At 68.7% G+C, this 20,746-nt stretch carries 19 protein-coding genes; 13 read left to right on the forward strand and 6 right to left on the reverse strand.

Going from position 1 to position 20,746, the window contains the following annotated elements; all coding sequences use genetic code 11:
• Positions 1-34 precede the first annotated feature (34 nt).
• Positions 35-970, reverse strand: a complete 936-nt coding sequence (locus KY661_RS02960) for an MBL fold metallo-hydrolase (protein WP_225408734.1) — start codon at positions 968-970, stop codon at positions 35-37.
• A gap of 232 nt (positions 971-1,202) precedes the next feature.
• Here KY661_RS02960 and KY661_RS02965 point away from each other — a divergent pair, with 232 nt between their 5' ends.
• Positions 1,203-1,829 (forward strand): DUF47 domain-containing protein, encoded by a 627-nt coding sequence (locus KY661_RS02965; protein ID WP_225408735.1) that lies wholly within the window; start codon positions 1,203-1,205, stop codon positions 1,827-1,829.
• Between the two features lies 1 nt (position 1,830).
• Complete coding sequence (locus KY661_RS02970; RefSeq protein WP_225408736.1) at positions 1,831-2,856, forward strand: inorganic phosphate transporter; 1,026 nt, start codon at positions 1,831-1,833, stop codon at positions 2,854-2,856.
• Position 2,857: 1 nt separating this feature from the next.
• Here the strand turns inward: KY661_RS02970 and KY661_RS02975 are convergent, their stop codons facing one another.
• Entirely contained in the window at positions 2,858-3,502 is a 645-nt protein-coding gene (locus tag KY661_RS02975) for a hypothetical protein (RefSeq protein WP_225408737.1), read from the reverse strand.
• A 207-nt stretch (positions 3,503-3,709) separates the two neighbouring features.
• Between KY661_RS02975 and KY661_RS02980 the strand changes: the two genes are divergently transcribed.
• Positions 3,710-3,949, forward strand: a complete 240-nt coding sequence (locus tag KY661_RS02980; RefSeq protein ID WP_225408738.1) for a hypothetical protein — start codon at positions 3,710-3,712, stop codon at positions 3,947-3,949.
• A gap of 351 nt (positions 3,950-4,300) precedes the next feature.
• On the opposite strand, the gene KY661_RS02985 is transcribed toward KY661_RS02980, so the two are convergent.
• A complete protein-coding gene (locus tag KY661_RS02985) occupies positions 4,301-4,957 on the reverse strand; it encodes a hydrolase (protein WP_093524074.1) in 657 nt (218 codons plus the stop codon).
• 135 nt (positions 4,958-5,092) lie between these two features.
• Here KY661_RS02985 and KY661_RS02990 point away from each other — a divergent pair, with 135 nt between their 5' ends.
• The 5 genes from KY661_RS02990 to KY661_RS03010 all read left to right on the forward strand — a co-directional run bounded on the left by KY661_RS02990 (position 5,093) and on the right by KY661_RS03010 (position 8,418).
• A complete protein-coding gene (locus tag KY661_RS02990) occupies positions 5,093-6,016 on the forward strand; it encodes a LysR family transcriptional regulator (protein WP_225408739.1) in 924 nt (307 codons plus the stop codon).
• Positions 6,017-6,215: 199 nt separating this feature from the next.
• The gene (locus tag KY661_RS02995) at positions 6,216-6,626 is read left to right on the forward strand and encodes a hypothetical protein (RefSeq protein WP_225408740.1); all 411 of its coding nucleotides are present in this window, start codon (positions 6,216-6,218) and stop codon (positions 6,624-6,626) included.
• Complete coding sequence (locus KY661_RS03000; protein ID WP_225408741.1) at positions 6,623-7,000, forward strand: DUSAM domain-containing protein; 378 nt, start codon at positions 6,623-6,625, stop codon at positions 6,998-7,000. The genes KY661_RS02995 and KY661_RS03000 overlap by 4 nt, the downstream gene beginning before the upstream one ends.
• A gap of 165 nt (positions 7,001-7,165) precedes the next feature.
• The gene (locus KY661_RS03005; protein WP_225408742.1) at positions 7,166-7,681 is read left to right on the forward strand and encodes a hypothetical protein; all 516 of its coding nucleotides are present in this window, start codon (positions 7,166-7,168) and stop codon (positions 7,679-7,681) included.
• A 179-nt stretch (positions 7,682-7,860) separates the two neighbouring features.
• Positions 7,861-8,418, forward strand: coding sequence for a hypothetical protein (locus KY661_RS03010; RefSeq protein ID WP_317987205.1), 558 nt, complete (start codon positions 7,861-7,863; stop codon positions 8,416-8,418).
• A gap of 11 nt (positions 8,419-8,429) precedes the next feature.
• Here the strand turns inward: KY661_RS03010 and KY661_RS03015 are convergent, their stop codons facing one another.
• Positions 8,430-8,843: a VOC family protein gene (locus tag KY661_RS03015; RefSeq protein WP_225408744.1), complete on the reverse strand. Its 414-nt coding sequence runs from the start codon at positions 8,841-8,843 to the stop codon at positions 8,430-8,432.
• Positions 8,844-8,878: 35 nt separating this feature from the next.
• Here KY661_RS03015 and KY661_RS03020 point away from each other — a divergent pair, with 35 nt between their 5' ends.
• The 3 genes from KY661_RS03020 (at position 8,879) to KY661_RS03030 (ending at position 16,294) form a co-directional block, all read left to right on the forward strand.
• The gene (locus KY661_RS03020; protein ID WP_225408745.1) at positions 8,879-11,218 is read left to right on the forward strand and encodes a heavy metal translocating P-type ATPase; all 2,340 of its coding nucleotides are present in this window, start codon (positions 8,879-8,881) and stop codon (positions 11,216-11,218) included.
• Positions 11,219-11,248: 30 nt separating this feature from the next.
• Positions 11,249-12,880, forward strand: a complete 1,632-nt coding sequence (locus KY661_RS03025; protein ID WP_225408746.1) for a M14 family metallopeptidase — start codon at positions 11,249-11,251, stop codon at positions 12,878-12,880.
• Between the two features lie 102 nt (positions 12,881-12,982).
• A complete protein-coding gene (locus KY661_RS03030; protein WP_225408747.1) occupies positions 12,983-16,294 on the forward strand; it encodes a hybrid sensor histidine kinase/response regulator in 3,312 nt (1,103 codons plus the stop codon).
• Positions 16,295-16,307: 13 nt separating this feature from the next.
• Here the strand turns inward: KY661_RS03030 and KY661_RS03035 are convergent, their stop codons facing one another.
• The gene (locus KY661_RS03035) at positions 16,308-17,813 is read right to left on the reverse strand and encodes an endo-1,4-beta-xylanase (RefSeq protein ID WP_225408748.1); all 1,506 of its coding nucleotides are present in this window, start codon (positions 17,811-17,813) and stop codon (positions 16,308-16,310) included.
• A gap of 136 nt (positions 17,814-17,949) precedes the next feature.
• Between KY661_RS03035 and KY661_RS03040 the strand changes: the two genes are divergently transcribed.
• Complete coding sequence (locus KY661_RS03040) at positions 17,950-19,038, forward strand: aromatic ring-hydroxylating dioxygenase subunit alpha (protein ID WP_225408749.1); 1,089 nt, start codon at positions 17,950-17,952, stop codon at positions 19,036-19,038.
• Positions 19,039-19,045: 7 nt separating this feature from the next.
• On the opposite strand, the gene KY661_RS03045 is transcribed toward KY661_RS03040, so the two are convergent.
• Positions 19,046-20,002 (reverse strand): PLP-dependent cysteine synthase family protein, encoded by a 957-nt coding sequence (locus KY661_RS03045; protein WP_225408750.1) that lies wholly within the window; start codon positions 20,000-20,002, stop codon positions 19,046-19,048.
• 112 nt (positions 20,003-20,114) lie between these two features.
• Here KY661_RS03045 and KY661_RS03050 point away from each other — a divergent pair, with 112 nt between their 5' ends.
• Complete coding sequence (locus KY661_RS03050; RefSeq protein ID WP_225408751.1) at positions 20,115-20,705, forward strand: DUF2378 family protein; 591 nt, start codon at positions 20,115-20,117, stop codon at positions 20,703-20,705.
• Positions 20,706-20,746 lie beyond the last annotated feature (41 nt).

The raw sequence follows: 20,746 nt of genomic DNA on the forward strand, positions 1-20,746 counted from the left end.
GGGAGTGCTCCCAAACCACAGCCTCCGGCCGGGCTCAACCGTGACGAACGGTGAGACTCTCGCCCACGGCGAGCACGTGCAGCTTCTCGCGCGGCCACTGGCGGCGCGTCCACTCCGTGTCCAGGCGCTGGGGGGGCTCGTCGAGCGGCTCGTCCGTCAGCTTGAAGGTGCCCCAGTGCATGGCGAGGAAGCGCGCGGCGCCCAGGTCCTCGAAGGCCTGCACCGCCTCCTCGGGGTTCATGTGCTGCTTGCTCATGAACCACGCCGGATCATACGCGCCGATGGGCAGCATGGCCGCGTCGATGCCCGGGTAGCGGCGGCCAATCTCCCGGAAGCCCTCGAAGTAGGCGGTGTCCCCCGAGTGGTAGAGCCGGGCGCTGGAGCCCTCGATGACGAAGCCGCCCCAGAGCATGCTGTTGGCGTCCGCCAGCGACCGGCGGCTCCAGTGCTGCGAGGGGACATAGTGGACGGTGACGGGGCCCACCCGCGTCGAGCCCCACCAGTCCAGCTCCGTGCACGGCAGCCGCGCGCCCTGGAAGATGGGCGCATGGCCCAGCCCGGTGACGATGGGGGCGCCCACCTGCCGCAGCGAGGGCAGGTCCAGGTGATCGTAGTGGTTGTGGGAGACGAGGCTGGCGGTGATGGGCGGCAGCTTCCCAACGGGGACCCCCGGGGGCACGTTGCGGTGGATGACGAGGCTGAGCGTCTCGCTGAACACCGGATCCACGAGCAGGGAGACCCCGTCGAGCTGCACCAGCCAGCTCGCGTGGCCGAGCCACGTCAGCCGGGCGCCCTCACCCGGGGCCGGGGGGGTGGCCAGCGTGGCGAGGTCCGGCTCGACGCGCGGCACGGCGGCCCGGTCCGGAGACTTGCGCCGCCGGCCCGCGAGCTTGTCCGCCACGGCCCACTTGAAGATGGTGCCAAAGCCGTGCGGCTCACTGCCATCGAGGTTCTTGAAGCGCGTCGCCATGGGGCCCTCCGGTTCCCCCCTTATATCGATAGACGGGCGCTGGGCCTGGGATGAAGGGGTGGGTTGATGACCTACAAGGGCGGTGTTCTTCTGAAAAATCAGCCTTTTGCACTGAGGGCTGGCGATTCTCGACAGGTGGAGTAGTGACGGCCCCGCAACGCGAGGGTCACGTGCGTGTCACGACCTCGCGCCGCACTTCCGTGCCCGCGCAGGCGGGTGCCCAGGAGACACGATGCTCAAGAGGCTGATGCCCAAGTCCGATGAGTTCTTCGACGCCTTCGACGCGCAGTGTGCCGTGACGGTGGAAGGGGCGAAGATGCTGCACGCCCTGCTGGTGGACTACCGGGACGTGGCCGCCCGGGTCCAGGCCCTCCGCGAGGTGGAGCACCGGGGCGACGACGTGACGCACGCGGCCTTCAACCGCCTGCACAAGGAGTTCATCACTCCGTTCGACCGGGCGCAGATCCACACGTTGCTCTCGCGCATCGACGATGTGTTGGATCTCACCAACGCGGCGGCGGCCCGGCTGCACTACTACGAAATCGAGACGAGCCAGCCGGATGCCGCCGAGCTGGCGCGGCTGCTGGTGCTGAGCGCCGAGAAGGTCCAGGAGGTGGTGGCGGCGCTGCGGCTCATCAAGAAGCCGGAGCAGATCCTCGCCGGGTGCAAGGCCATCAAGCGGCTGGAGACCCAGACGGACGAGGCGCTGCGCGCGGGCATGAGCCGGCTCTTCAAGAGCGGCCTGGACACGCTGACGATCATCAAGTGGAAGGAAGTCTACGACTTGATCGAGACCGCCACGGACAAGTGTAACGGCGTCGCGAACGTCATCGAAGGCGTGGTCCTGGAGCACTCCTGAAATGCTGCTCTTCGCTGTCATCGCAATCGTCGCGGTCGCGCTCATCTTCGATTTCATCAACGGCTTTCACGACGCGGCGAACTCCATCGCGACGGTGGTGTCCACGCGCGTGCTGTCGCCGAACCTGGCGGTGGCCTGGGCCGCGTTCTTCAACTTCATCGCGGCGTTCGGTGGGGGCGTGCAGGTGGCCAACACCGTGGGCAAGGGCATCATCGACTTCGAGATGCTGAAGGCCGCCGGGCCCCACGCGGTGCTGATGGTCATCTTCTCGGCGCTGATGGGCGCCATCGTGTGGAACCTGCTGACGTGGTGGTGGGGCCTGCCGTCCTCGTCCTCGCATGCGCTGGCCGGCGGGATGATCGGCGCCACGGTGCCAGTGCTGGGGTTCAAGGGGCTGGTGGGCTCGGGCATCGCGAAGATCGCCGCGTTCATCGTGCTCTCGCCGCTCTTGGGCCTGGTGCTGGGCACGGCGATGATGCTGGGGAGCATCTGGACGGTGCGCAGGCAGATGCCAATGAAGGTGGACTCGTGGTTCCGGCGGCTGCAGCTCGTCTCGTCGGCCATCTTCTCGTACAGCCACGGCACGAACGATGCGCAGAAGGTGATGGGCATCATCGCGGTGGTGCTCTTTGGCACCATCTGGAAGGACCGGCCGTTCCACATCGACTGGTGGATGATCATCTCGTGCCACACGGCCATCGCGCTGGGGACCTTCTTCGGCGGCTGGCGCATCGTCCGGACGATGGGCCACAGCCTGACGAAGCTGGCGCCGATTGGCGGCTTCTGCGCGGAGACGGGCGGCGGCGTCACCATCATCGCGCTGGCGAAGCTGGGCATTCCGGTGTCCACGACGCACACCATCACCGGAGCCATCGTGGGCGTGGGGACGACCAAGGGCTGGCAGGCGGTGCGCTGGGGCACGGCCGGGCGCATCATCTGGGCCTGGGTGTTCACCATCCCCGCGGCGGCGCTGGTGGCGGTGCTCGTCTATGCCATCACCCGTGGGATTGTGGGGCTCGTGGGGTAGCTCAGGGCTGGAGGTATTCCTCGGTAGGAATCAGCCGCATGTTCGTCAGCGCATGCCGCTGGACCCACGAGGCGAAGCGCGCGGAGACGAGGATGCGGCCCTGGAGGCCCCGGGGCCGGAACACGTCCTCGCCCTGCCAGGTGCCGGGTTCCAAGGCAAAGCCGTGAATGGCGTCCACGCCAGGATCGCGGCACTCGGGGCAGGTGAGGGGCCTGTTCCGGCTCAAGCGGCTGCGCCCTTCATCCACGGCACCACGTCCGAAACACGCGGTGACCGCGAGGTAGCGGGGGACGGGGCCCGTTCCGAGCCCTTTGCGCTTCCTGCGCGCTCGGACGACTTCCACGGGATGAAAGCCGAGCAGTCCGGTCAGTCCTTCCGCTTGGAAAGCCTCGGCCATGCGCTCGGAGATGAGCCGGTCGTACCCGGGGCCTTCGGCGAAGTCGCCAAGGTTCTCGCCATGCACTTCCAGTTCGACACGATAAGGGGGCTGCCACGTCCGCATGCCGATGGGCGCGCCGCACCTCGGGCAATGAGGGGCTTCTCCCCGGTGAACAGGCTCCGCCTTGTCGAACTGGGTGTCATGGCGTCCCCCCTTGTCGTCACAGAGGACGAAGAAGCGCGAGGACAGCGGCGCCTCAGAAGCCATGGGGAAACCTCTTGAGCATCTCCGGGCAGATGAGCCTTCAGCGCCTTGTTTAGCGGAAGGAACAGGAGACAGCCTGTCACACCGGCCTATGGGGACGCGCCATTCCGGCACAGGGAAGCCAGAGCGGGGCTGGCCCCCAGTCTTGGAGAGGGTGGCACAGGGCTTGATAGATGCCCTTGGGATGCCTTGCACCGGGGCCACTTCACCATGAACCTCATCGAGCCTGTCGTGCTGGTCTGCACCCTGACGGGAGCCGTCACTGGAGCCGTGTTGTGCTGGCCCATTCACCCGATGTTGGGAGCGGGAGGGGCCGTGGTGGGCGTCCTGGCCGGGGTGCTGGTGGCTCCCCTCTTGCTCTTGGCGATCCTGATCCCCTTCATCGCCGTGACCCAGGGGCCTCGCGAGGCGCTGAAGCAGTGCCGGGAGTTCTTCTCCCGGCCTCGCTAGGTCATCTCAGTGCAACACCCGCTCAGGGCAGGAAGTAACAGACACAGCTACCGCTGGAGCACGAGCCGTAGTCATAGCCACGGTCCGTGCAGATCTGGGAGCACTTGAACTCAGTGCACGCCGCGGCGGATGGCTCGGGCAGACGGGCCGCCTCCGCAGACGGGATTCCTGCCGTAAAGCCAACTCCGAGGCCCAGTGCCAGTGCAGCGCCGACGATGATTTGACGCATTATGTCCTCCCATGCGCGGCTCATGCGCGCTGCGTTGGCATAGTGGATGGAATCATGAAATACAAGGATTCCGTGTGCGTTTGAGCGTGCCGGAGCGCTACCCTTCCAGGAGTTCGCCCGTTTCAGCGCTGGGGGGGCGTGTCGAGCAGCTGTTGCTCCCACGTGTAGCTGGTGCCGACGACGCCCATGTGCTCGACGAGCAATTGGGAGATGCCCGGCACGGTGGCCGTCCGGGCCCAGTCGCGCTGGAGCTCCGAGGCCAGCACCGTCCAGGTGATCGGCACCGCGCCGGCCTGAACCATCCGCTGGATCGCCATCTCATGCGCTTCGAGGCTGACGCCGCCCGAGGCGTCGGTGACGATGTAGACCTCATAGCCTTCGCCGAGCGCCTGGATCGCTGGCATCGCGAGGCAGATCTCGGTCCACAGCGCCGCCATGACGATCTTCTTCTTGCCGGACTTCTTGACCCAGTCGACGGCGCGGGAGTCCTGCCAGGTGTTGATGAAGGTGCGGTTGAGCGGCTTCTGCTCGGGGAAGACGTCCTGCAAGGGCTTGAGCAGGTAGCCGCCCCGCTCCTCGAGCACCGTGGTCAGCAGCGTCGGCACGCCGAACAGCTTCGCGGCCTTGGCCAGCCCCACCACGTTGTTGATGATCGTCTGGGTGTCATGGCTGCGCAGGCCCGCGAACTGGAAGGGCTGATGGTCAATCAAGAGCAGCACGCAGTTGTCAGGCGTGAGCAGGGCATCCAGACCGGTCTTGGGGGAAGCAGAGGGGCTCATGGAGATCTCCAAACACGAAGGGTGTGAGGGGAGAATGCGTTCCGGGCTCCTCTTGCAACAGAGGGAAGTCTGTGGAATCTCTTTAAACAAGATGTTTAAAGCGTTTCCGCTTGGTGCCCTGGAGCCGTGTGAATCATGGAGACCCTCATCACCCTGGAGTCGTTCGTGCGCAGCGCGCAGGTGGCGAGCTTCTCGGGCGCCGCGCGGCAGCTGGGCCTGACGCCCGCGGCCGTCAGTCAAAACGTGGCACGGCTCGAGGCCAAGCTGGGCGTGCGCCTGTTCCAGCGCAGCACGCGCGGGCTGACCTTGACCGAATCGGGCGAGCGCTTTCTGCGCGAGGCCAGCCCGGGCCTGGAGTCGCTCCAAGCCGCCATCGCCAATGCCTCGTCGGCCGCGGGACAGCCCTCGGGGGTGTTGAAGGTCAGCGTGTCTCCCGGGTTCGGGCTCGACTACCTCGTGCCCCTGTTGCACGACTTCCTCGCGCGCTATCCCGCCATCGTGCCGGATTGGCACTTCGAGAACCGGCCGGTGGATCTGATCGCGGAGGGCTTCGATGCGGCGATCGGAGGGGGCTTCGAGCTTCCTTCAGGGGTGGCCGCGCGTGAGCTGGCCAGGGCTCATGTGATTGGGGTGGCTTCGCCTGCGTACCTGGAGCGGCACGCACCGCTCAAGGAGCCCGCGGACCTCCAGCACCACGAGGGCCTCCTGTTGCGCTCACCGCTGAGCGGGCGCATCCGCTCCTGGCTGTTGCGCACGCGTTCGGGCGAGCAGTTCTCGGTCGAGATGAAGCCGCGTCTGATCATCAATGATCCCGATGCGCTCTGCCGATGCGCGGCGATGGGCCTGGGCATTACCTTCGTCGTGACGGCGAATGTCTTGCCGTACTTGCAGAGCGGAGCGCTGGTGCGGGTGTTGCCCAAGTGGCACGCTGACATTGGACCGATCGCGCTCTATTACGCGGGGCACCGGCAGCTGCCCGCGAAGACCCGCGTGTTCGTGAACCATGTCGTCGAGGAGTTCCGGCGCCAGAACTTCGCCAAGCTGTTCTCCGCGCTCTGAGCACGGCCCGCGCTCATCTGGCCGCAGGCCTCAACCCGGGGTCATTTCCTCCTTTTTGGAGGACTGCCCTTCAACATGTGGGCTGTCCCGCCTCCTGCCTTGAGTTTCCCTGGAACATGTCAGCGCGAAGCTCACCGCAGAGGTGGAGCGCAGTCTGGTGGTAGCCGAGTGGCTCGCTCCCTGCGATATTGTGCTTCACATGAAGAGTGCGAATTCTCCTCTGGCGGTTGGCCTGGCCTTCCTTCTGGGGTTGTTGGCGGCAGGTGCTGCGGCTGCGCTGTGCCAACCCGGAGAAACGTCGGTGGCCTGCTGCATCAGGAAGTTCCCCTTGAGTCCTGTGGAGAGCTGCGCCGCAACTGAGGCCGAGGCTTTGGCGGCTCTCAGCAGGTTGAAGACGGCCTATGAGGCCGCGAAGGCTGCTGGGGACGGGGAGGGCGACTTCGCCAACAACCTCGAACTGCCGGAGTGGAAGCAGCGCTGCATCCGCAACTACGTGGATTGCAAGAACGAAGGGTGGATGGGCTCCTGCTATCAGTGTCTGCGTTACTGCGAGGGACAACAGGAGTGGCCCTTCAACCAGTGCCGCAAGCGTAGGAAAACGACCCCATGATGGAAGAGACCGATTGGGACGAACTGCGGGCGCTGGCACAGCAGGTCTTCGAAAGAGGCGCGACGCTAGAGCTGACGGATGCCACGCGTGCGCTCCTGTTTCGCACAGCCCAACAGGTGGCCATCAGCCAGGATGACGCGGAGGCCGCTCTACACAGCCTTCCCGCCGCGACGGCACTGCTCGGGGAGATCCGGCGGCGCATCCGCGAGGGCTCCCACAGGCTGTCGGATGCGCTTCACCAAGCATACCGCCTGCGGGATCGGGGAGATTTGCAGGGGGCATGCCGGTTGATGGAAGACCTGCTTCAGATCGAAGTCGTGCCGCTCTACCGCGAGCAGGCGGAAATTCTACTTGAGGAGCTGGCCCAGCTTTGAGATTTGGGTCCTCACGGCCGTCACCTGAAGAGTGGGGCTCGCCCGAGCATGCAGTCTCCCGGTTTTGACGCGACTCGGCACGTCCTTGGGGCTCTGCGCGCTTGGGTACTAGCGTCCGCAGATATGCTCCGGCCGCACATTTTGGGGTGGTTCCTGGTGCTATGCGTGGTGGGCCCGCAGTCGGCCCATGGATCGCCGCCAGGCATCATTGCGTCGCAGGTACAAGGCATCACGGACTCCGCGCGAGCGCAGGTGCTCGCGCACCTGACGCGGGGAGAACTGGCGAAGGCTGTCCAGGCCTACGAGGTCGCCACAGGGCTCAAAGCGCCGCTGTGGCTCACCGGCTTCAAGGCCGCGTTCGACGCGAGTAAACAGGTGCCAGGCGCGTGTCAGGGGGTGGCGCGGAGCATCCACGCCGTTTTCACCCGGCTGGGTGGCGGGCCCGAGTACGTCGAACTCACGACCCGGGTCTCAAACGAGCGGGTCCCTGCCGAGATTGTTTTTCGCTTGGCGACTGGCAAAGACGCACATGTCTCGAACGCGGGTCTCCACGTACTGGTTCGCATGAAAGATCGTGCGTACGATGCCTATACTGGTGTCTCAGGGCTTCCCTGGACCGAGTACATGAGCCGGCTCGGCGCGCGCGCGCCCATCATCGAGAAGGCCGTGGAGTCGCCATGAACCAGGAACCGCGCACTCCCGCAGCAAAAGCTCCACCGACACTGGTTGAAATGCTCCTCCAGATCCGCCACGACATGCGGACACGCCAGTCCCCGCCCTATCTGTACTTGGGTACCCCGAACGCAGGCCGCGTCAGGTGTTTCACTCAGGGCTACAGTTGGTGTGCGCGTCACCTCGGCATGGATGAAGGCCAGGATCAGCTCTTCTTCTTGTGGATGCATGACGTCAAGAAGGCGTGGCCCGGGGAGGGTTGGGCGGAGGCCTACCTGCGGGAGTTCGATGGCGACCACACCCGCGCGATCCGCAAGTACCTCGATTACGTGGCCGAGTTCCGCAGCCTGTCCCCCGAGGAACTCGCAGCCATGCCCTTGAACACCGAGGAGAGAAGCCGCCTGGGCAGACCGCCGGCATTGCGGCCTACTCAACCTCCCGTGCCGACCCTGGACGAGTTGCTGGAAATCCGCCGCGTGGGCCGCATCCTCATGTACATCGGTGAAGCATCCGTGGAGCACATGGCCGGGTACATCGACGGGTACCGGCTGTGTCTCTCTCTGGCGGGGCTGAAGGACGAGGAGTACCTGCGCTTCGAGCGCTGGCTCCAGGACACCGGCCGCGTGCCCCTGGGACATACTTGGGAGGACGCCTTCCTCCAGGCCGCTCACGGCGATCATGAGGCTGCCATCCACCGGCTCCTGGACTGCGTCGCCGAGTTTCGCGCCCTCTCCTCCGCTTCTTGACCCAGGCGATTTCACGCCCCGCAGAGGAGTTCGTCATAACCCCGCCCGCGGAATTCAAGCAGGCAGAGGCCGTGGCCGAAGGGGTCCGCCAGGAGGGCGATGCGCCCCCACTTCGTCACCTCGATGTCCTTTTCGATGACGGCCCCCGCGCTCCGGGCGCGCTGCACCGCCGCATCGAGATCGCTGACCACGAAGTCCAGATGGACCGGCGTCCAGTGCCGGCGGTAGGTGCGGGGCAGGGACGCCGTGGGGCTGGCGGAGCTTCCCTCGGGCTTGGCGAGCAGGTCGATGGGCGAAGGCGCTCCGAGGAGTTCTGCCCAGCCGTCTCCGAGCCGGCGCCCGAGCGTGAGCCCCAGCGCCTGTGTGTAGAAGGCAATGCCCTGGTCCAGATCGTTGACATCGATACACGCGCGAAGTTCAAGCATGGGCCGGAATCCTTCCACAGCCGAGGATGCCCTTCATGCAGGAAGCACCGTCAGGCGACTCCCGGCCCGTGGACCCGGTCTGTGGCATGCGGGTGGACCCCGAGCACCCCAAGGGGGGCACCTTCGAGCATGAAGGCCAGCGCTATTTCTTCTGCAACCCGAAGTGCCAGGAGAAGTTCCGCGCGGATCCCCAGAAGTATCTGAACCCCACGCCGGCCCCCGCGCCCGAGGCGCCGCCCGGGACGATGTTCATCTGCCCGATGGACCCGGAGGTCCGGCAGGACCATCCGGGGGCCTGCCCCAAGTGTGGCATGGCGCTGGAGCCCGAAGCCCTCACGTTGGGGGACGAGACGCCGGACCCCGAGCTGCTCCTCATGACGCGCCGGTTCTGGGTATGTCTGGCCTTCTGTGTGCCCACGCTCGTCCTGGGCATGTCGGAGATGATTCCAGGCCAGCCGGTCCAGCAGCGGCTCTCGCCCAGCGCCCTCGCTTGGATCCAGCTCGTGCTCAGCTCCCCCGTGGTGCTGTGGGGCGGAGCGCCCTTCTTCCAGCGGGGCTGGGCCTCGGTGCGCAACCGGCACCTCAACATGTTCACCCTCATCGCGCTGGGGACCGGCGCGGCCTACCTCTTCAGCGTCTTCGCCACGCTCTTTCCCGGTGCGCTGCCGCATGCCTTCACCGGCCATGGGGGCGCCATCCCCGTCTACTTCGAGGCCGCGGCCACCATCATCACGCTGGTGCTCCTGGGCCAGGTGCTGGAGCTGCGCGCCCGCCGGGCCACCTCGGGTGCACTGCGGGCCCTCTTGAGCCTGGCACCCACCACGGCCCGGCGGCTCCGGGAGGATGGGGGCGAGGAGGACGTGTCCCTGGAGGAGGTGCGGCCCGGAGACCGGCTGCGCGTGCGGCCCGGCGAGAAGGTCCCCGTGGATGGCGTGGTGGTGGAAGGGCAGGGCGCCGTGGACGAGTCCATGGTGACGGGCGAGTCGTTGCCGGTGGAGAAGGCGCCCGGCGCGAAGGTGACGGGAGGCACCGTCAACGGCACCGGGAGCCTCATCCTGAAGGCCGAGCGCGTGGGCAAGGACACGCTCCTGTCGCGCATCGTCCAGCGGGTGGGCGAGGCCCAGCGCACCCGGGCCCCCATCCAGCGGCTGGCGGACACGGTGGCCTCCGTCTTCGTTCCCGCCGTCATCGCCGTGGCGGTGCTCACCGCCCTGGTGTGGAGCGTGTGGGGGCCCGAGCCCCGGTTCGCCCATGCCCTGGTGAACGCCGTGGCGGTGCTCATCATCGCCTGTCCGTGCGCGCTGGGGCTCGCCACGCCCATCTCCATCGTGGTGGCCACCGGGCGCGGGGCGCAGGTGGGGGTGCTCGTCCGGGAGGCCTCGGCGCTCGAACGGCTGGAGCGCGTGGACACGCTGGTGGTGGACAAGACGGGCACGCTCACCGAGGGCAAGCCCACGCTCGTCTCGGTGGAGCCCGTGGCGGGCATGACGGAGGCGCGGCTCCTGCTCCTGGCCGCGAGCCTGGAGCGGGGCAGTGAGCACCCCCTGGCCGCCGCCATCGTCTCCGGGGCCGAGGCGCGCGGGGCCTCGCCCACGCGGGCCCAGGACTTCCGTTCGCTCACCGGCAAGGGCGTGGTGGGGCAGGTGGAGGGCACCTCCGTGGCGCTGGGCAACGCGGCGCTGTTCTCCGCGCTGGGGGTGGACGTGAGCGCCTTGTCCGCGAGGGCCGAGGCGCTGCGGCGCGAGGGACAGACGGTGGTCTTCGTGGCGGTGGAGGGAGCGGCCGCGGGGCTGCTGGGGGTGGAGGATCCGCTCAAGGCCACCACGCCCGAGGCGCTGGCGCTCCTGCGGCGCGAGGGCCTGCGCGTGGTGATGCTCACCGGCGACAGCCGCACCACGGCGGAGGCGGTGGCCCGGAAGCTGGGGCTGGACGAGGTGATGGCCGAGGTGCTGCCCGAGGCGAAGGGGGACGTGGTGAAGCGGCTCCAGGCCGAGGGGCGGGTGGTGGCCATGGCGGGAGATGGCGTCAACGATGCGCCCGCCCTGGCCCAGGCGGACGTGGGCATCGCCATGGGGACCGGAACGGACGTCGCCATGGAGAGCGCGGGGGTGACGCTGGTGAAGGGGGACCTGGTGGGCATCGCCCGCGCGCGTGCCCTCAGCGAGGCCACGCTGCGCAACATCCGGCAGAACCTCTTCTTCGCCTTCGTCTACAACCTGCTCGGGGTGCCCCTGGCCGCCGGCGTCCTCTACCCCGCATTTGGCTGGCTGCTGAGCCCCATGCTCGCCAGCGCCGCCATGAGCCTCTCCTCCGTGTCTGTCATTGGCAACGCGTTGCGGCTGCGAAATCTAGCCAAACGGGAATCCTTGGAATAGCTTGCAAAGCCTCACCAAGGAGCATCCCCCATGCCGTCACACTCCGCAGCGTTCGTCGCCCTGGCCGCGCTTTCTCTCTCCCCGCTTGCCCACGCCCACTCTCAGGACGCCACCCTCGTGGCCAAGGTGTCCTTCGCCTCCCGGGAGGACCTCAACGGTCTGGCCGAGAAGTTGGACCTCACCGCCGCCGTGGACAATGAGCGCCGCACCGTGGAGGCGCTCCTGTCGCAAGCGGAGTTCGACGCCCTGGTGGCCTCCGGGCGCAAGGTGGAGCTGCTCGAGGAGCAGACGCGGATCCTCAACGCGCCCCGGGAGCAGGACATGCGCCTCCAGGGCATCTCCGGCTATTCGTGCTACCGCACCGTGCCCGAGACCTATGCCGCCATGGCCCGGCTGGAGACCACCTACCCGAACCTCGCCCAGTGGAAGGACATTGGGGACACCTGGGACAAGGTGACCGCCGGGGGCCCCGCGGGGGATGACCTGCGCGTCATGATTCTCACCAACACGTCGCGCCCCGGCCCCAAGCCGCGCTTCTTCCTCATGGGCGGCATCCACGCCCGCGAGTACACGACGGCGGAGATGGCCACGCGCTTCGCCGAGCAGCTCGCCTCGCGCTACGGCACGGACGCCGACGCCACGTGGCTGCTCGACCACCACGAGCTGCACGTGGTGGTGCAGGCCAACCCCGATGGCCGCCGCATCGCCGAGACGGGCGCCTCCAAGCGCAAGAACACCAACACCACCCAGGGCTCGTGCAACGCCACCACGTGGGGCGTGGACCTCAACCGCAACAGCAGCTTCGACTGGGGCGGCGGCGGCGCCAGCACCAGCTTCTGCAACGAGACGTACCGGGGCCGCTCCGCCGCCTCCGAGCCCGAGGTCCAGGCGCTGCAGAGCTACATCCGCTCCATCTTCCCCGACCAGCGCGGCACGGGCTCCACGGACGCCGCGCCCGCGGATGCCACCGGCCTGTTGATCAGCCTCCACAGCTACGGCGGCTACGTGCTCTACCCCTGGGGCGCCAGCACCACGCCGGCCCCCAATGCCACCCAGCTGCGGACCCTGGGGCGCAAGTTCAACTACTTCAATGGTTACCAGGCCTGCCAGGTGGCCTCGTGCCTCTACGCGGCCACGGGCTCCACGGATGCGTTCTCCTACGGCGAGCTGGGCGTCGCCTCCTACACCTTCGAGATGGGCAGCGCGTTCTTCGAGAGCTGCACCAGCTTCGAGAACACCATTGTCCCCAAGAACATGGGGGCGCTCTATTACGCCTTCAAGGCCGCGCGCCGGCCCTACCAGGTGAGCGCGGGCCCCGATGCCACCACGCTCGCGCTGTCGGCGAGCACCGTCGCCCAGGGCGCGAGCGTGACGCTCTCCGCCCGCGCCGATGACACCCGCTACGGCACCAACGGCGGCACCGAGGCCGCGCAGGCCATCCGCGCCGCGCGCTACTCCATCGACGCGCCCTCGTGGGTGTCCGGCACGCCCACCTACGCCATGAACCCGGTGGATGGGACCTTCAACGCCACCGCCGAGTCCGTGCAGGCCACCGTTGTGACCACGGGGCTGGCCCCCGGCCGGCACACGCTCTTCGTCGAGGCCCAGGACAGCCAGGGCAACTGGGGCGTGCCCTCGGCCATCTTCCTGACCGTGCAGTGAGCCATCCGTTGTAATACCGATGATGCAGGACCGGGCCCCTTGTTTCCCGTTGCGTCACAGGGGGCTCCCCGCAGCATCATGGGACACGCGGCCTCGTGTCCCATGATGACTCCAGCCTCCTCCCCCCCGCAGCAGGACAGCGCCGCCCAGCGTCAGGCCGAGGCGCACCTCCAGGAGCGGGATGAGCAGCTTCGCCTCGCCCAGCAGGCGGGGGGCATTGGCGCCTTCGCGGTGGACATCCGGACCGACGTGATGTCCACGACCCCGGAGTTCTGCCGCATCTTCGGGGTGGACGTGGTGGAGACGATGCCCCCGCGGCAGATCGAAGCCCTCGTCGTTCCCGAGGATGCGGCGATTGCCTCCAGCACGCGCACGCGGGCCGAGGGCACGGTGCCTTCCCAGGCCGAGTACCGGATCCGCCATGCCCAGACGGGCGAGCTGCGGTGGATCTCCCGGCGGGCGGAGCTCGTCCGGGACGCCGAGGGCCGGCCCGTGCGGCTCGTGGGCATCGTCCAGGACGTGACCGAGCGCCGGCAGGCCGAGGATGCCCTGCGCGCGGCCAACGAGCGGGTTCAGCTCGCGCTCAACGCGGGCGCCGTGCTCGGCACCTGGGTCTGGGACATTCCCGCCGTGCGCATCACCGTCGATGCCCTCTTCGCGAAGTCCTTCGGGCTCACGCCCGTGCTGGCCTCCCAGGAGGTGACGGTCCAGGCCCTGTCGGCCTCCATCCATCCCGAGGATTTTCCCCGCGTGGAGGCGCTCGTCTCCCAGACGGTGGAGAAAGGCCGGCCGCTGCGCGTCGAGTTCCGGGCCCGGCAATCCCATGGGGCCTACCTCTGGCTGGAGGCCAACGGCCACTGCGAGCATGACGCGCAGGGCAAGCCGCTGCGCTTCCCGGGGATTCTGCTCAACATCGACGAGCGGAAGCGGGCGGAGCTTCGCCAGTTGGCCCTCGCCGAGCTGGGCGAGCGGCTCCGGGCACTGGACAGCACCGCGGACATCGCCGCGGTGGCCATGGAGGTGGCCGGGCGCCACTTCGGCCTCCTGCGCGCGGGGTACGGCCGGATCATCCCGTCCCAGGGGCAGCTGGTGATCGAACGGGACTGGGTGTCCGGGCCCGAGGCCTCGGGGCTGGCGGGCACCTACCGGTTCGCGGACCTCGGGCCGTCCCTGGAGAACCTCCAGCGGGGCGAGCCCGTCATCATCCCGGACGTGGAGGCGGATCCGAGGACCGCCGGGCAGGCGGCCGCCTTGCGCGAGTATGGCGTCCGGGCGCTGCTCACCGTGCCGCTGCTCGAACAGGGGCAGCTGGCCGCCGTGCTGTACCTGCACAGCCGGGAGGTGCGCTCCTGGCAGCAGGAGGACATCCAGTTCGTGCACAACGTCGCGGACCGCATCTGGGCGGCCAGCGAGCGCGTGAAGGTGATGGCGGACCTGCGGCGCGCCAACGAGACGCTCGAGCAGCGCGTGGCCCAGCGCACGCGCGAGCGGGACCGCATCTGGAACGTCTCCCAGGACTTGCAGATGGTGACGGACTTCGAGGGCCGGATCCTCAGCGCGAACCCCGCCTGGAGCACGGTGCTCGGGTGGGCCCCGGAGGAGCTGATGGGGAAGACCACCACGTGGCTCGAACACCCCAGGGACCAGGCGAGGACGCGCGCCGAGGTGGCGCGCCTGGCCGGGAACCACCGGTCCATGGCCTTCGAGAACTCCTTCCGCCACAAGGACGGCTCCTACCGGCTGCTGTCCTGGATGGCGGTGCCCGTGCCCGAGGACGCTTCCATCTATGCCGTCGCGCGCGACATCACCGCGCAGCGGCACATCGAGGAGCAGCTGCGGCAGGCCCAGAAGATGGAGGCGGTCGGCAACCTCACGGGGGGCGTGGCGCACGACTTCAACAACCTGCTGCAAGTCATCGGCGGCAACCTCCAGCTCCTGGAGCGCGAGATGACCGCCCACGAGCGGGGCCTGCGCCGGGTTCAGACGGCCCTGGGCGCCGTCGAGCGGGGCGCCAAGCTTGCCTCCCAGCTCCTCGCCTTCTCCCGGCGGCAGCCGCTGCAGCCCCTGGTGCTGAACCTGGGCCGGCTGGTGCGCGGCATGGATGACCTGCTGCGCCGCGCGCTGGGCGAGGATGTCGAGGTGGAGACCGTCGTGACGGGCGGCCTGTGGAACACGTTCGCGGACCCCAACCAGCTCGAGAACGTCATCCTCAACCTGGCCATCAACGCCCGGGATGCCATGACGGGCCATGGGCGGTTGACGATCGAGGTCCACAACGCCGTGCTCGATGAGCCGTATGCCCAGCGCCACCCGGAGGCCGTCCCGGGCCCGTATGTGATGCTGGCCGTGTCCGACACGGGCAGTGGCATGCCGCCCGAGGTGCTGGCGCGCGCCTTCGAGCCCTTCTTCACCACCAAGTCCGAGGGCCGTGGCACGGGCCTGGGCCTGAGCATGGTGTACGGCTTCGTCAAGCAGAGCGGCGGCCACGTGAAGATCTACAGCGAGCTGGGGCATGGCACGACCGTGAAGGTCTACCTGCCCCGCGCGCTCCAGGCCGAGGCGCCGCTCGCCGAGCCCGAGAAGGGCCCCGTCGAGGGGGGCACCGAGACAGTGCTGGTGGTGGAGGACGACGCCGAGGTGCGGGCCACGGTGGTGGAGATGTTGAGCGAGCTGGGCTACCGCATCCTCAAGGCCGTGGATGCCCAGAGCGCGCTGGCCATCGTCCAGAGCGGCCTCCCGGTAGACCTGCTGCTCACCGACGTGGTGATGCCCGGGCCCTTGCGCAGCCCGGACATGGCGCGGGAGGCCAAGGCCCTGCTGCCGGACCTGGAGGTGCTCTTCACCTCGGGCTACTCGGAGAACGCCATCGTTCACGGGGGCCGGTTGGATCCGGGCGTCCACCTGCTGAGCAAGCCCTACCGGCGGGAGGACCTGGCGCGCAAGGTGCGCGGCCTGCTCAACGCCCGGTCGCGGCGGCGCGAGAGCCTGGCCTCGCGCGAGGCCCGGGCGCCGTCCCGGCCCGGGCAGGCGCACCCGCAGGAGACGCCCCAGCGGCTGCGCGTGCTCCTGGTGGAGGACGATGCGGACATCCGCGCCTCGGCGAGCGAGCTGCTGTGCTTCCTGGGCCACGAGGTGCTGGCGGTGGAGAGCGCCGAGGAGGCCCGGGGCGCGCTGGTGGCGGACGCCTTCGACGTGCTGTTCACGGACGCGACGCTGCCGGGCATGTCCGGCGTGGACCTGGCGCGCGAGGCGGTGCGGCGGCGGGCCGGGCTGCGGATCATCATCGCCTCCGGGCACGGGCACGCGGCGCTCGAGGACGGAGGGCCCCGGCTCGACGGGGTGGTGGTGCTGCCCAAGCCCTACGCGCTGGCGCAGATCCATCAGGCGCTGGCGCAGGTGCTGAGCGCCCGCTGAAGGGCCTCGCGGCTCACGGCACGCGGCGCAGGGTCCACAGCTGGCTGTCGGTGAACTCCGCCGTGGGCACGTAGGGGCTGTACTGCTGCACGGGGGTGTTGTTCTCCCCGGGGAAGGCCACCAGCAGGCGCTGGCTGCGCTTGTTGCGCAGGGCGTGGTAGCCGTTGCCCGCGTAGATGAGCTCCCACTGCTCGCTGTCCAGGGAGAGGTCCGGGGTGTACTGCTCCAGGACGGCCCCTTCCAGGGTGGAGCCATCCTTCACCTTCATCGCCAGCCCGCTGTGCTGGTTGAGCACCTGGTAGGAGCGGCCCCCCACGTAGTTGAAGCTCCACTGCTGGGCGGCCCAGGTCTCGTTCACGTCGTACTGCACCAGGGCCGCCGCGTTGGTCTGCGCGCTGCCCGCCACGTGCAGCGCCTTGCCGGTGCGCTTGTTCACCAGGGTGTAGCGACCGGAGAAGCCGCCCGTCTGCAGCCGGTGCTCCAGCGCCGCGTAGGCGGGCTTCTCGTTGTAGGACGCATCGAAGATGAGCGGATCATTGTTGGGCAGCCACGTGTACTTGTCGGTGACGCCCCAGAGCTGGAAGGCCTTCACGGCGGGCTGCTGGAGCACCCGGTCGAGGATGTTCCAGTACACGTCCGCCTGCGCCGTCAGGTCCGCGGCGGTGGCCGGGTGGCTGTCGGTGGCGACGTCCATCTCGCTCACGTAGAGCTGGATGCCCAGCGCCGCGAAGCGCCGCATGTTGTCCGCGAAGCTCTGGTAGTTGATGCCCTTCTGCTTGATGTGCATCTGGAAGGCGAGGCCATCGAAGGGCACGCCCTTGGCCAGCAGGCCTTTGATCATCGCGTACACGGCGTCGGACTTGGCGTTGATCGTCTCGATGCCGTAGTCGTTGTAGACGAGCTTGGCGCCCGGGTCCGCGGTGCGCGCCGTCCAGAAGGCCTTGTCCACGAAGCCCGTGCCCATGGCCTGGTACCAGACGGAGTTGCGGTACGAGCCATCGTCGTTGAAGGCCTCGTTGACCACGTCCCACGCCCAGACCTTGCCCTTGTAGCGGGTGGCCACGGTGGTGATGAAGGTCTTCATCACCGCCTCGCGCTCGCTCAGGGCGGTGCTGTCCACCCAGGTGGGGACCTTGTACCAGACGAGCGTGTGGCCATGCAGGGCCAGGCCGTTGTTCTGCGCGTAGTTCACCAGCGTGTCGGCATCCCCCCAGAGGAACTCGTCCCTCCGGTTGGGCTGGATGAACTTCATCTTCAGCTCGTTCTCGGGGGTGACCAGGTTGAACTCGCGCGTCAACGTGCCGCGGAAGGGCGCGTCGGTGTCGATCGCCGAGCGCTTGGCCACCCCGCCAAAGGTGATGCCGTGGGTGGCCGCCAGCGTCTTGAGCCCTCCGCCCACCGCCACGGCCTCCGCCGTGTGCGTGCCCAGGGCGTCCTGCGCCTCCGGCTCCAGCAGCCCTTCCTGTCCTCCGCAGGCGGCGAGGCAGAGCGTGATGAGCAAGGGCAGGGGGCGCGCCATGGGGTCCTCCAGGGGCTTATTTCCAGCGAGGGAAGATATTTCCTTCCTATTTGAAACAAAGAAGGCCTGAAATCAAGGTTTAATCGGAATTATTTCGAAGGCTGCACCCGGCGCGCGCATCGATAGATTGCAGGGCATGAGTCCTCGTGACGAGGCACGGGCGCCAGGCGCGCCGGCCGGCAACATCTCCGTGGTCCGGCTGCCGGACTGCTGGTTCATTCTCTGCGCCTCGGGGGAGCTGGGCGGCAAGCCGCTCATGCGCACCCTGCAGGGCACGCCGCTCGTGCTCTTTCGAGGGGAGGGAGGGCGGCCCGCCGCGCTTCTGGACCGGTGCCCCCACCGCAACATCCCGCTGTCGCTGGGGCGGGTCGTCGAGGGCCAGCTCCAGTGCGGCTACCACGGGTGGCGCTTCGACGCGGCCGGGGAGTGCCGCGCCATTCCCGGGCTGAGCGGGGAGACGCGCGCCAAGGCCCGCTGCGCGGCCTCCTATGCCACGCGCGAGCAGGACGGGTTCGTCTGGGTGTACTCGACGCCCGGCGTGGAGCCCACCTCGGAGCCCTACCGCTTCCCGCTGCTGGAGGCGCCCGGCTACAGCACCGTGCGCCGCGTGGTGCGCGCCCCGGGCTCGCTGCACGCCTCGCTGGAGAACACGCTGGATGTGCCGCACACCGCGTTCCTGCACGGGGGACTGTTCCGCACCGCGAAGAAGCGCAACGAAATCGAGGTGGTGGTGCGCCGGGGCGCGGACCGGGTGGAGGCCGAGTACATCGGCGAGCCGCGCCCCCAGGGGCTCGTGGGCCGGGTGCTGGCCCCGGGCGGCGGGGTGGTGCAGCACTTCGACCGGTTCCTGATGCCGTCCATCGCCCAGGTGGAGTACCGCATCGGGGCGGAGAGCCACCTGATGGTCAGCTCCGCGATGACGCCGGTGTCCGACTGGGACACGCTCATCTACGCGGTGGTGACGTTCCGGCTGCCCATTCCCCACTGGCTGGTGAAGCCGTTCCTCACCCCCGTGGCGATGCACATCTTCTCGCAGGACTCGCGCATCCTGAAGCAGCAGACGGACACCATCCACCGCTTCGGCACCGAGCTGTACGTCTCCACCGAGCTGGACGTGCTGGGCCCCGCCATCCTGCGCCTGCTGCGCTCCGCGGGCCGGCAGAAGGCGGCGTCTCCCGCGGAGCCCGAGCCCGAGCAGGAGACGCGGCTGAAGATGCTCGTGTGAGCGCGCGCTACGCGGGGCCGCGGCTCTGGAGCAGCTCCGTGGAGAAGTAGCGCTCCATGCGGTCCGGGAACACCGTCACCACCTGGGCGCCGGTGCCCAGCCGCCGGGCCGCCTCCACCGCCGCCACGTAGTTGAGCCCCGAGGAGGGCCCCACCGGAAAGCCCCGCCGGATGAGGGCCCGGGCCGTGTTCATGGCCGCCTCGTCCGAGACGTTCAGCTCCACCAGCCCTGGCAGGTCCGCGTCGCGGTAGAGCCGCGACAGCCCGTCCACCACGCCGGGCACCCGCGAGCTGAAGCTGCAACACTCGATGTCGGTGCCCAGGCCGGAGATGGGCCGGGCCACGAAGGGCACCACGGGACAGCCGGCCTCCGCGAACGCCTGGTACAGGCCCACCACCGTGCCGCCCGTGCCCACGCCGCTCACCACGCCGTGCACCAGCCCGCCCGGAATCTGGGTGAGAATTTCCTGGCCCGTCCACACGCGGTGGGCCTCGGCGTTGTCCGGGTTCTCGAACTGGCGCGGCGCGAAGGCGCCCCGCTCGCGCGCCAGCTCCTCCGCCCGCGCGATGGCGCCCCGGATGCCCTCACCGCGGGGGACGAGCACCACGTCCCCGCCATAGGCGCGGATGGTGAGCACGCGCTCGCCGGTGACGCCCTCGGGCATCACCGCGGTGAACTTCACCCCCATCTGTGCCGCGGCCAGCGCCAGCGCGATGCTCGTCGAGCCGCTGGAGGCCTCCACCACCTCGCCGCCGGGGCACAGCTCGCCCAGCCGCCACGCCTTCTCCAGCATGTACCGGGCGATGCGGTCCTTCGTGGAGCCGCTGGGGTTGAGGAACTCCAGCTTGCACCACACCACGGGGTCCTCCTCGCGCAGCCGGACCGGCACCAGCGGGGTGGGGCCGATGGACTGGAGGAAGCGGCCATCGGCGGGCAGCGGGCGGCAGGGCGGGCGGGTGCTCATGGAGGACAGTGTTTCTTCCACGATGCCTTGGGGGCTGCAATCTTCCACCAGCCAACGAATGGGGAGGGGGGCGACTCGCGCCGGATTGCCTGGGCCTGCCAAGGTGGCGGGCATGCCGAACGAGAAGCTTGTCTTCGCTCAGTCCGTGGAAGCCCTTTTTGTCCGGTCTCTGGGGCCCCGCATCATGCGAGAGGAGCGGCTGCGGCTGCGGGAGGCGGGGTTGGACTTGTCCGAGCCCTTGCGGCCGGCCTACCTGCTGGAGCAGTGGAAGACGTTCCTGCGGGCGGCGGCCTCGGCGGTGTTCCCCACCAACTCCTGCGAGGCGGCGCACTTCGCGCTGGGCGAGCACCTCGTGCAGGGCTACCGGCAGACGGCGGTGGGCCGCGCGAGCATGTCGCTCATCTCCCACATGGGCCCTCGGGGCACCCTGGAGCGGATCTCTCACAACTTTCGCGCCGGCAACAACTTCAACGAGGCGCGCGTGGAGGAGCTGAAGGACCGCTCCGCCACGCTGTGGCTGAAGGACGTGGCCGCCGACAACCCCTTCTTCAGCGCGGGCTTCCTGACGGAGACGCTCCGGGGCGCCGGCGCCTTGGACATCCGCGTGGAGCCCATCGCCTTCGAGGATTCCTCGGCCACCTTCCGGCTCGCCTGGGCGCTGGGCGCCCGCCGGCCCGCCTCCGGACCTCACGCCGCTATATAAGGATGCGGGGCGCCGGGCGGCCGGTAGGACGAGGTAGGCCA

It is taken from the genome of Allostigmatella hybrida, assembly GCF_020103775.1.
Taxonomy (GTDB): Bacteria; Myxococcota; Myxococcia; order Myxococcales; family Myxococcaceae; genus Hyalangium; species Hyalangium aurantiaca.

Excerpts from the sequence above, each read along its gene's own strand:
- KY661_RS03040 (WP_225408749.1), top strand. The coding sequence starts at position 17,950 with ATGAGTCCTCGTGACGAGGCACGGGCGCCAGGCGCGCCGGCCGGCAAC.
- KY661_RS02990 (WP_225408739.1), top strand. The coding sequence starts at position 5,093 with ATGGAGACCCTCATCACCCTGGAGTCGTTCGTGCGCAGCGCGCAGGTG.
- KY661_RS02995 (WP_225408740.1), top strand. The coding sequence starts at position 6,216 with ATGAAGAGTGCGAATTCTCCTCTGGCGGTTGGCCTGGCCTTCCTTCTG.
- KY661_RS03050 (WP_225408751.1), top strand. The coding sequence starts at position 20,115 with ATGCCGAACGAGAAGCTTGTCTTCGCTCAGTCCGTGGAAGCCCTTTTT.
- KY661_RS03015 (WP_225408744.1), bottom strand. The coding sequence starts at position 8,843 with ATGCTTGAACTTCGCGCGTGTATCGATGTCAACGATCTGGACCAGGGC.
- KY661_RS03020 (WP_225408745.1), top strand. The coding sequence starts at position 8,879 with ATGCAGGAAGCACCGTCAGGCGACTCCCGGCCCGTGGACCCGGTCTGT.
- KY661_RS03030 (WP_225408747.1), top strand. The coding sequence starts at position 12,983 with ATGATGACTCCAGCCTCCTCCCCCCCGCAGCAGGACAGCGCCGCCCAG.
- KY661_RS03010 (WP_317987205.1), top strand. The coding sequence starts at position 7,861 with ATGGATGAAGGCCAGGATCAGCTCTTCTTCTTGTGGATGCATGACGTC.
- KY661_RS02960 (WP_225408734.1), bottom strand. The coding sequence starts at position 970 with ATGGCGACGCGCTTCAAGAACCTCGATGGCAGTGAGCCGCACGGCTTT.
- KY661_RS03045 (WP_225408750.1), bottom strand. The coding sequence starts at position 20,002 with ATGAGCACCCGCCCGCCCTGCCGCCCGCTGCCCGCCGATGGCCGCTTC.
- KY661_RS02975 (WP_225408737.1), bottom strand. The coding sequence starts at position 3,502 with ATGGCTTCTGAGGCGCCGCTGTCCTCGCGCTTCTTCGTCCTCTGTGAC.
- KY661_RS03035 (WP_225408748.1), bottom strand. The coding sequence starts at position 17,813 with ATGGCGCGCCCCCTGCCCTTGCTCATCACGCTCTGCCTCGCCGCCTGC.
- KY661_RS03000 (WP_225408741.1), top strand. The coding sequence starts at position 6,623 with ATGATGGAAGAGACCGATTGGGACGAACTGCGGGCGCTGGCACAGCAG.
- KY661_RS02980 (WP_225408738.1), top strand. The coding sequence starts at position 3,710 with ATGAACCTCATCGAGCCTGTCGTGCTGGTCTGCACCCTGACGGGAGCC.
- KY661_RS02965 (WP_225408735.1), top strand. The coding sequence starts at position 1,203 with ATGCTCAAGAGGCTGATGCCCAAGTCCGATGAGTTCTTCGACGCCTTC.
- KY661_RS02970 (WP_225408736.1), top strand. The coding sequence starts at position 1,831 with ATGCTGCTCTTCGCTGTCATCGCAATCGTCGCGGTCGCGCTCATCTTC.
- KY661_RS03025 (WP_225408746.1), top strand. The coding sequence starts at position 11,249 with ATGCCGTCACACTCCGCAGCGTTCGTCGCCCTGGCCGCGCTTTCTCTC.
- KY661_RS02985 (WP_093524074.1), bottom strand. The coding sequence starts at position 4,957 with ATGAGCCCCTCTGCTTCCCCCAAGACCGGTCTGGATGCCCTGCTCACG.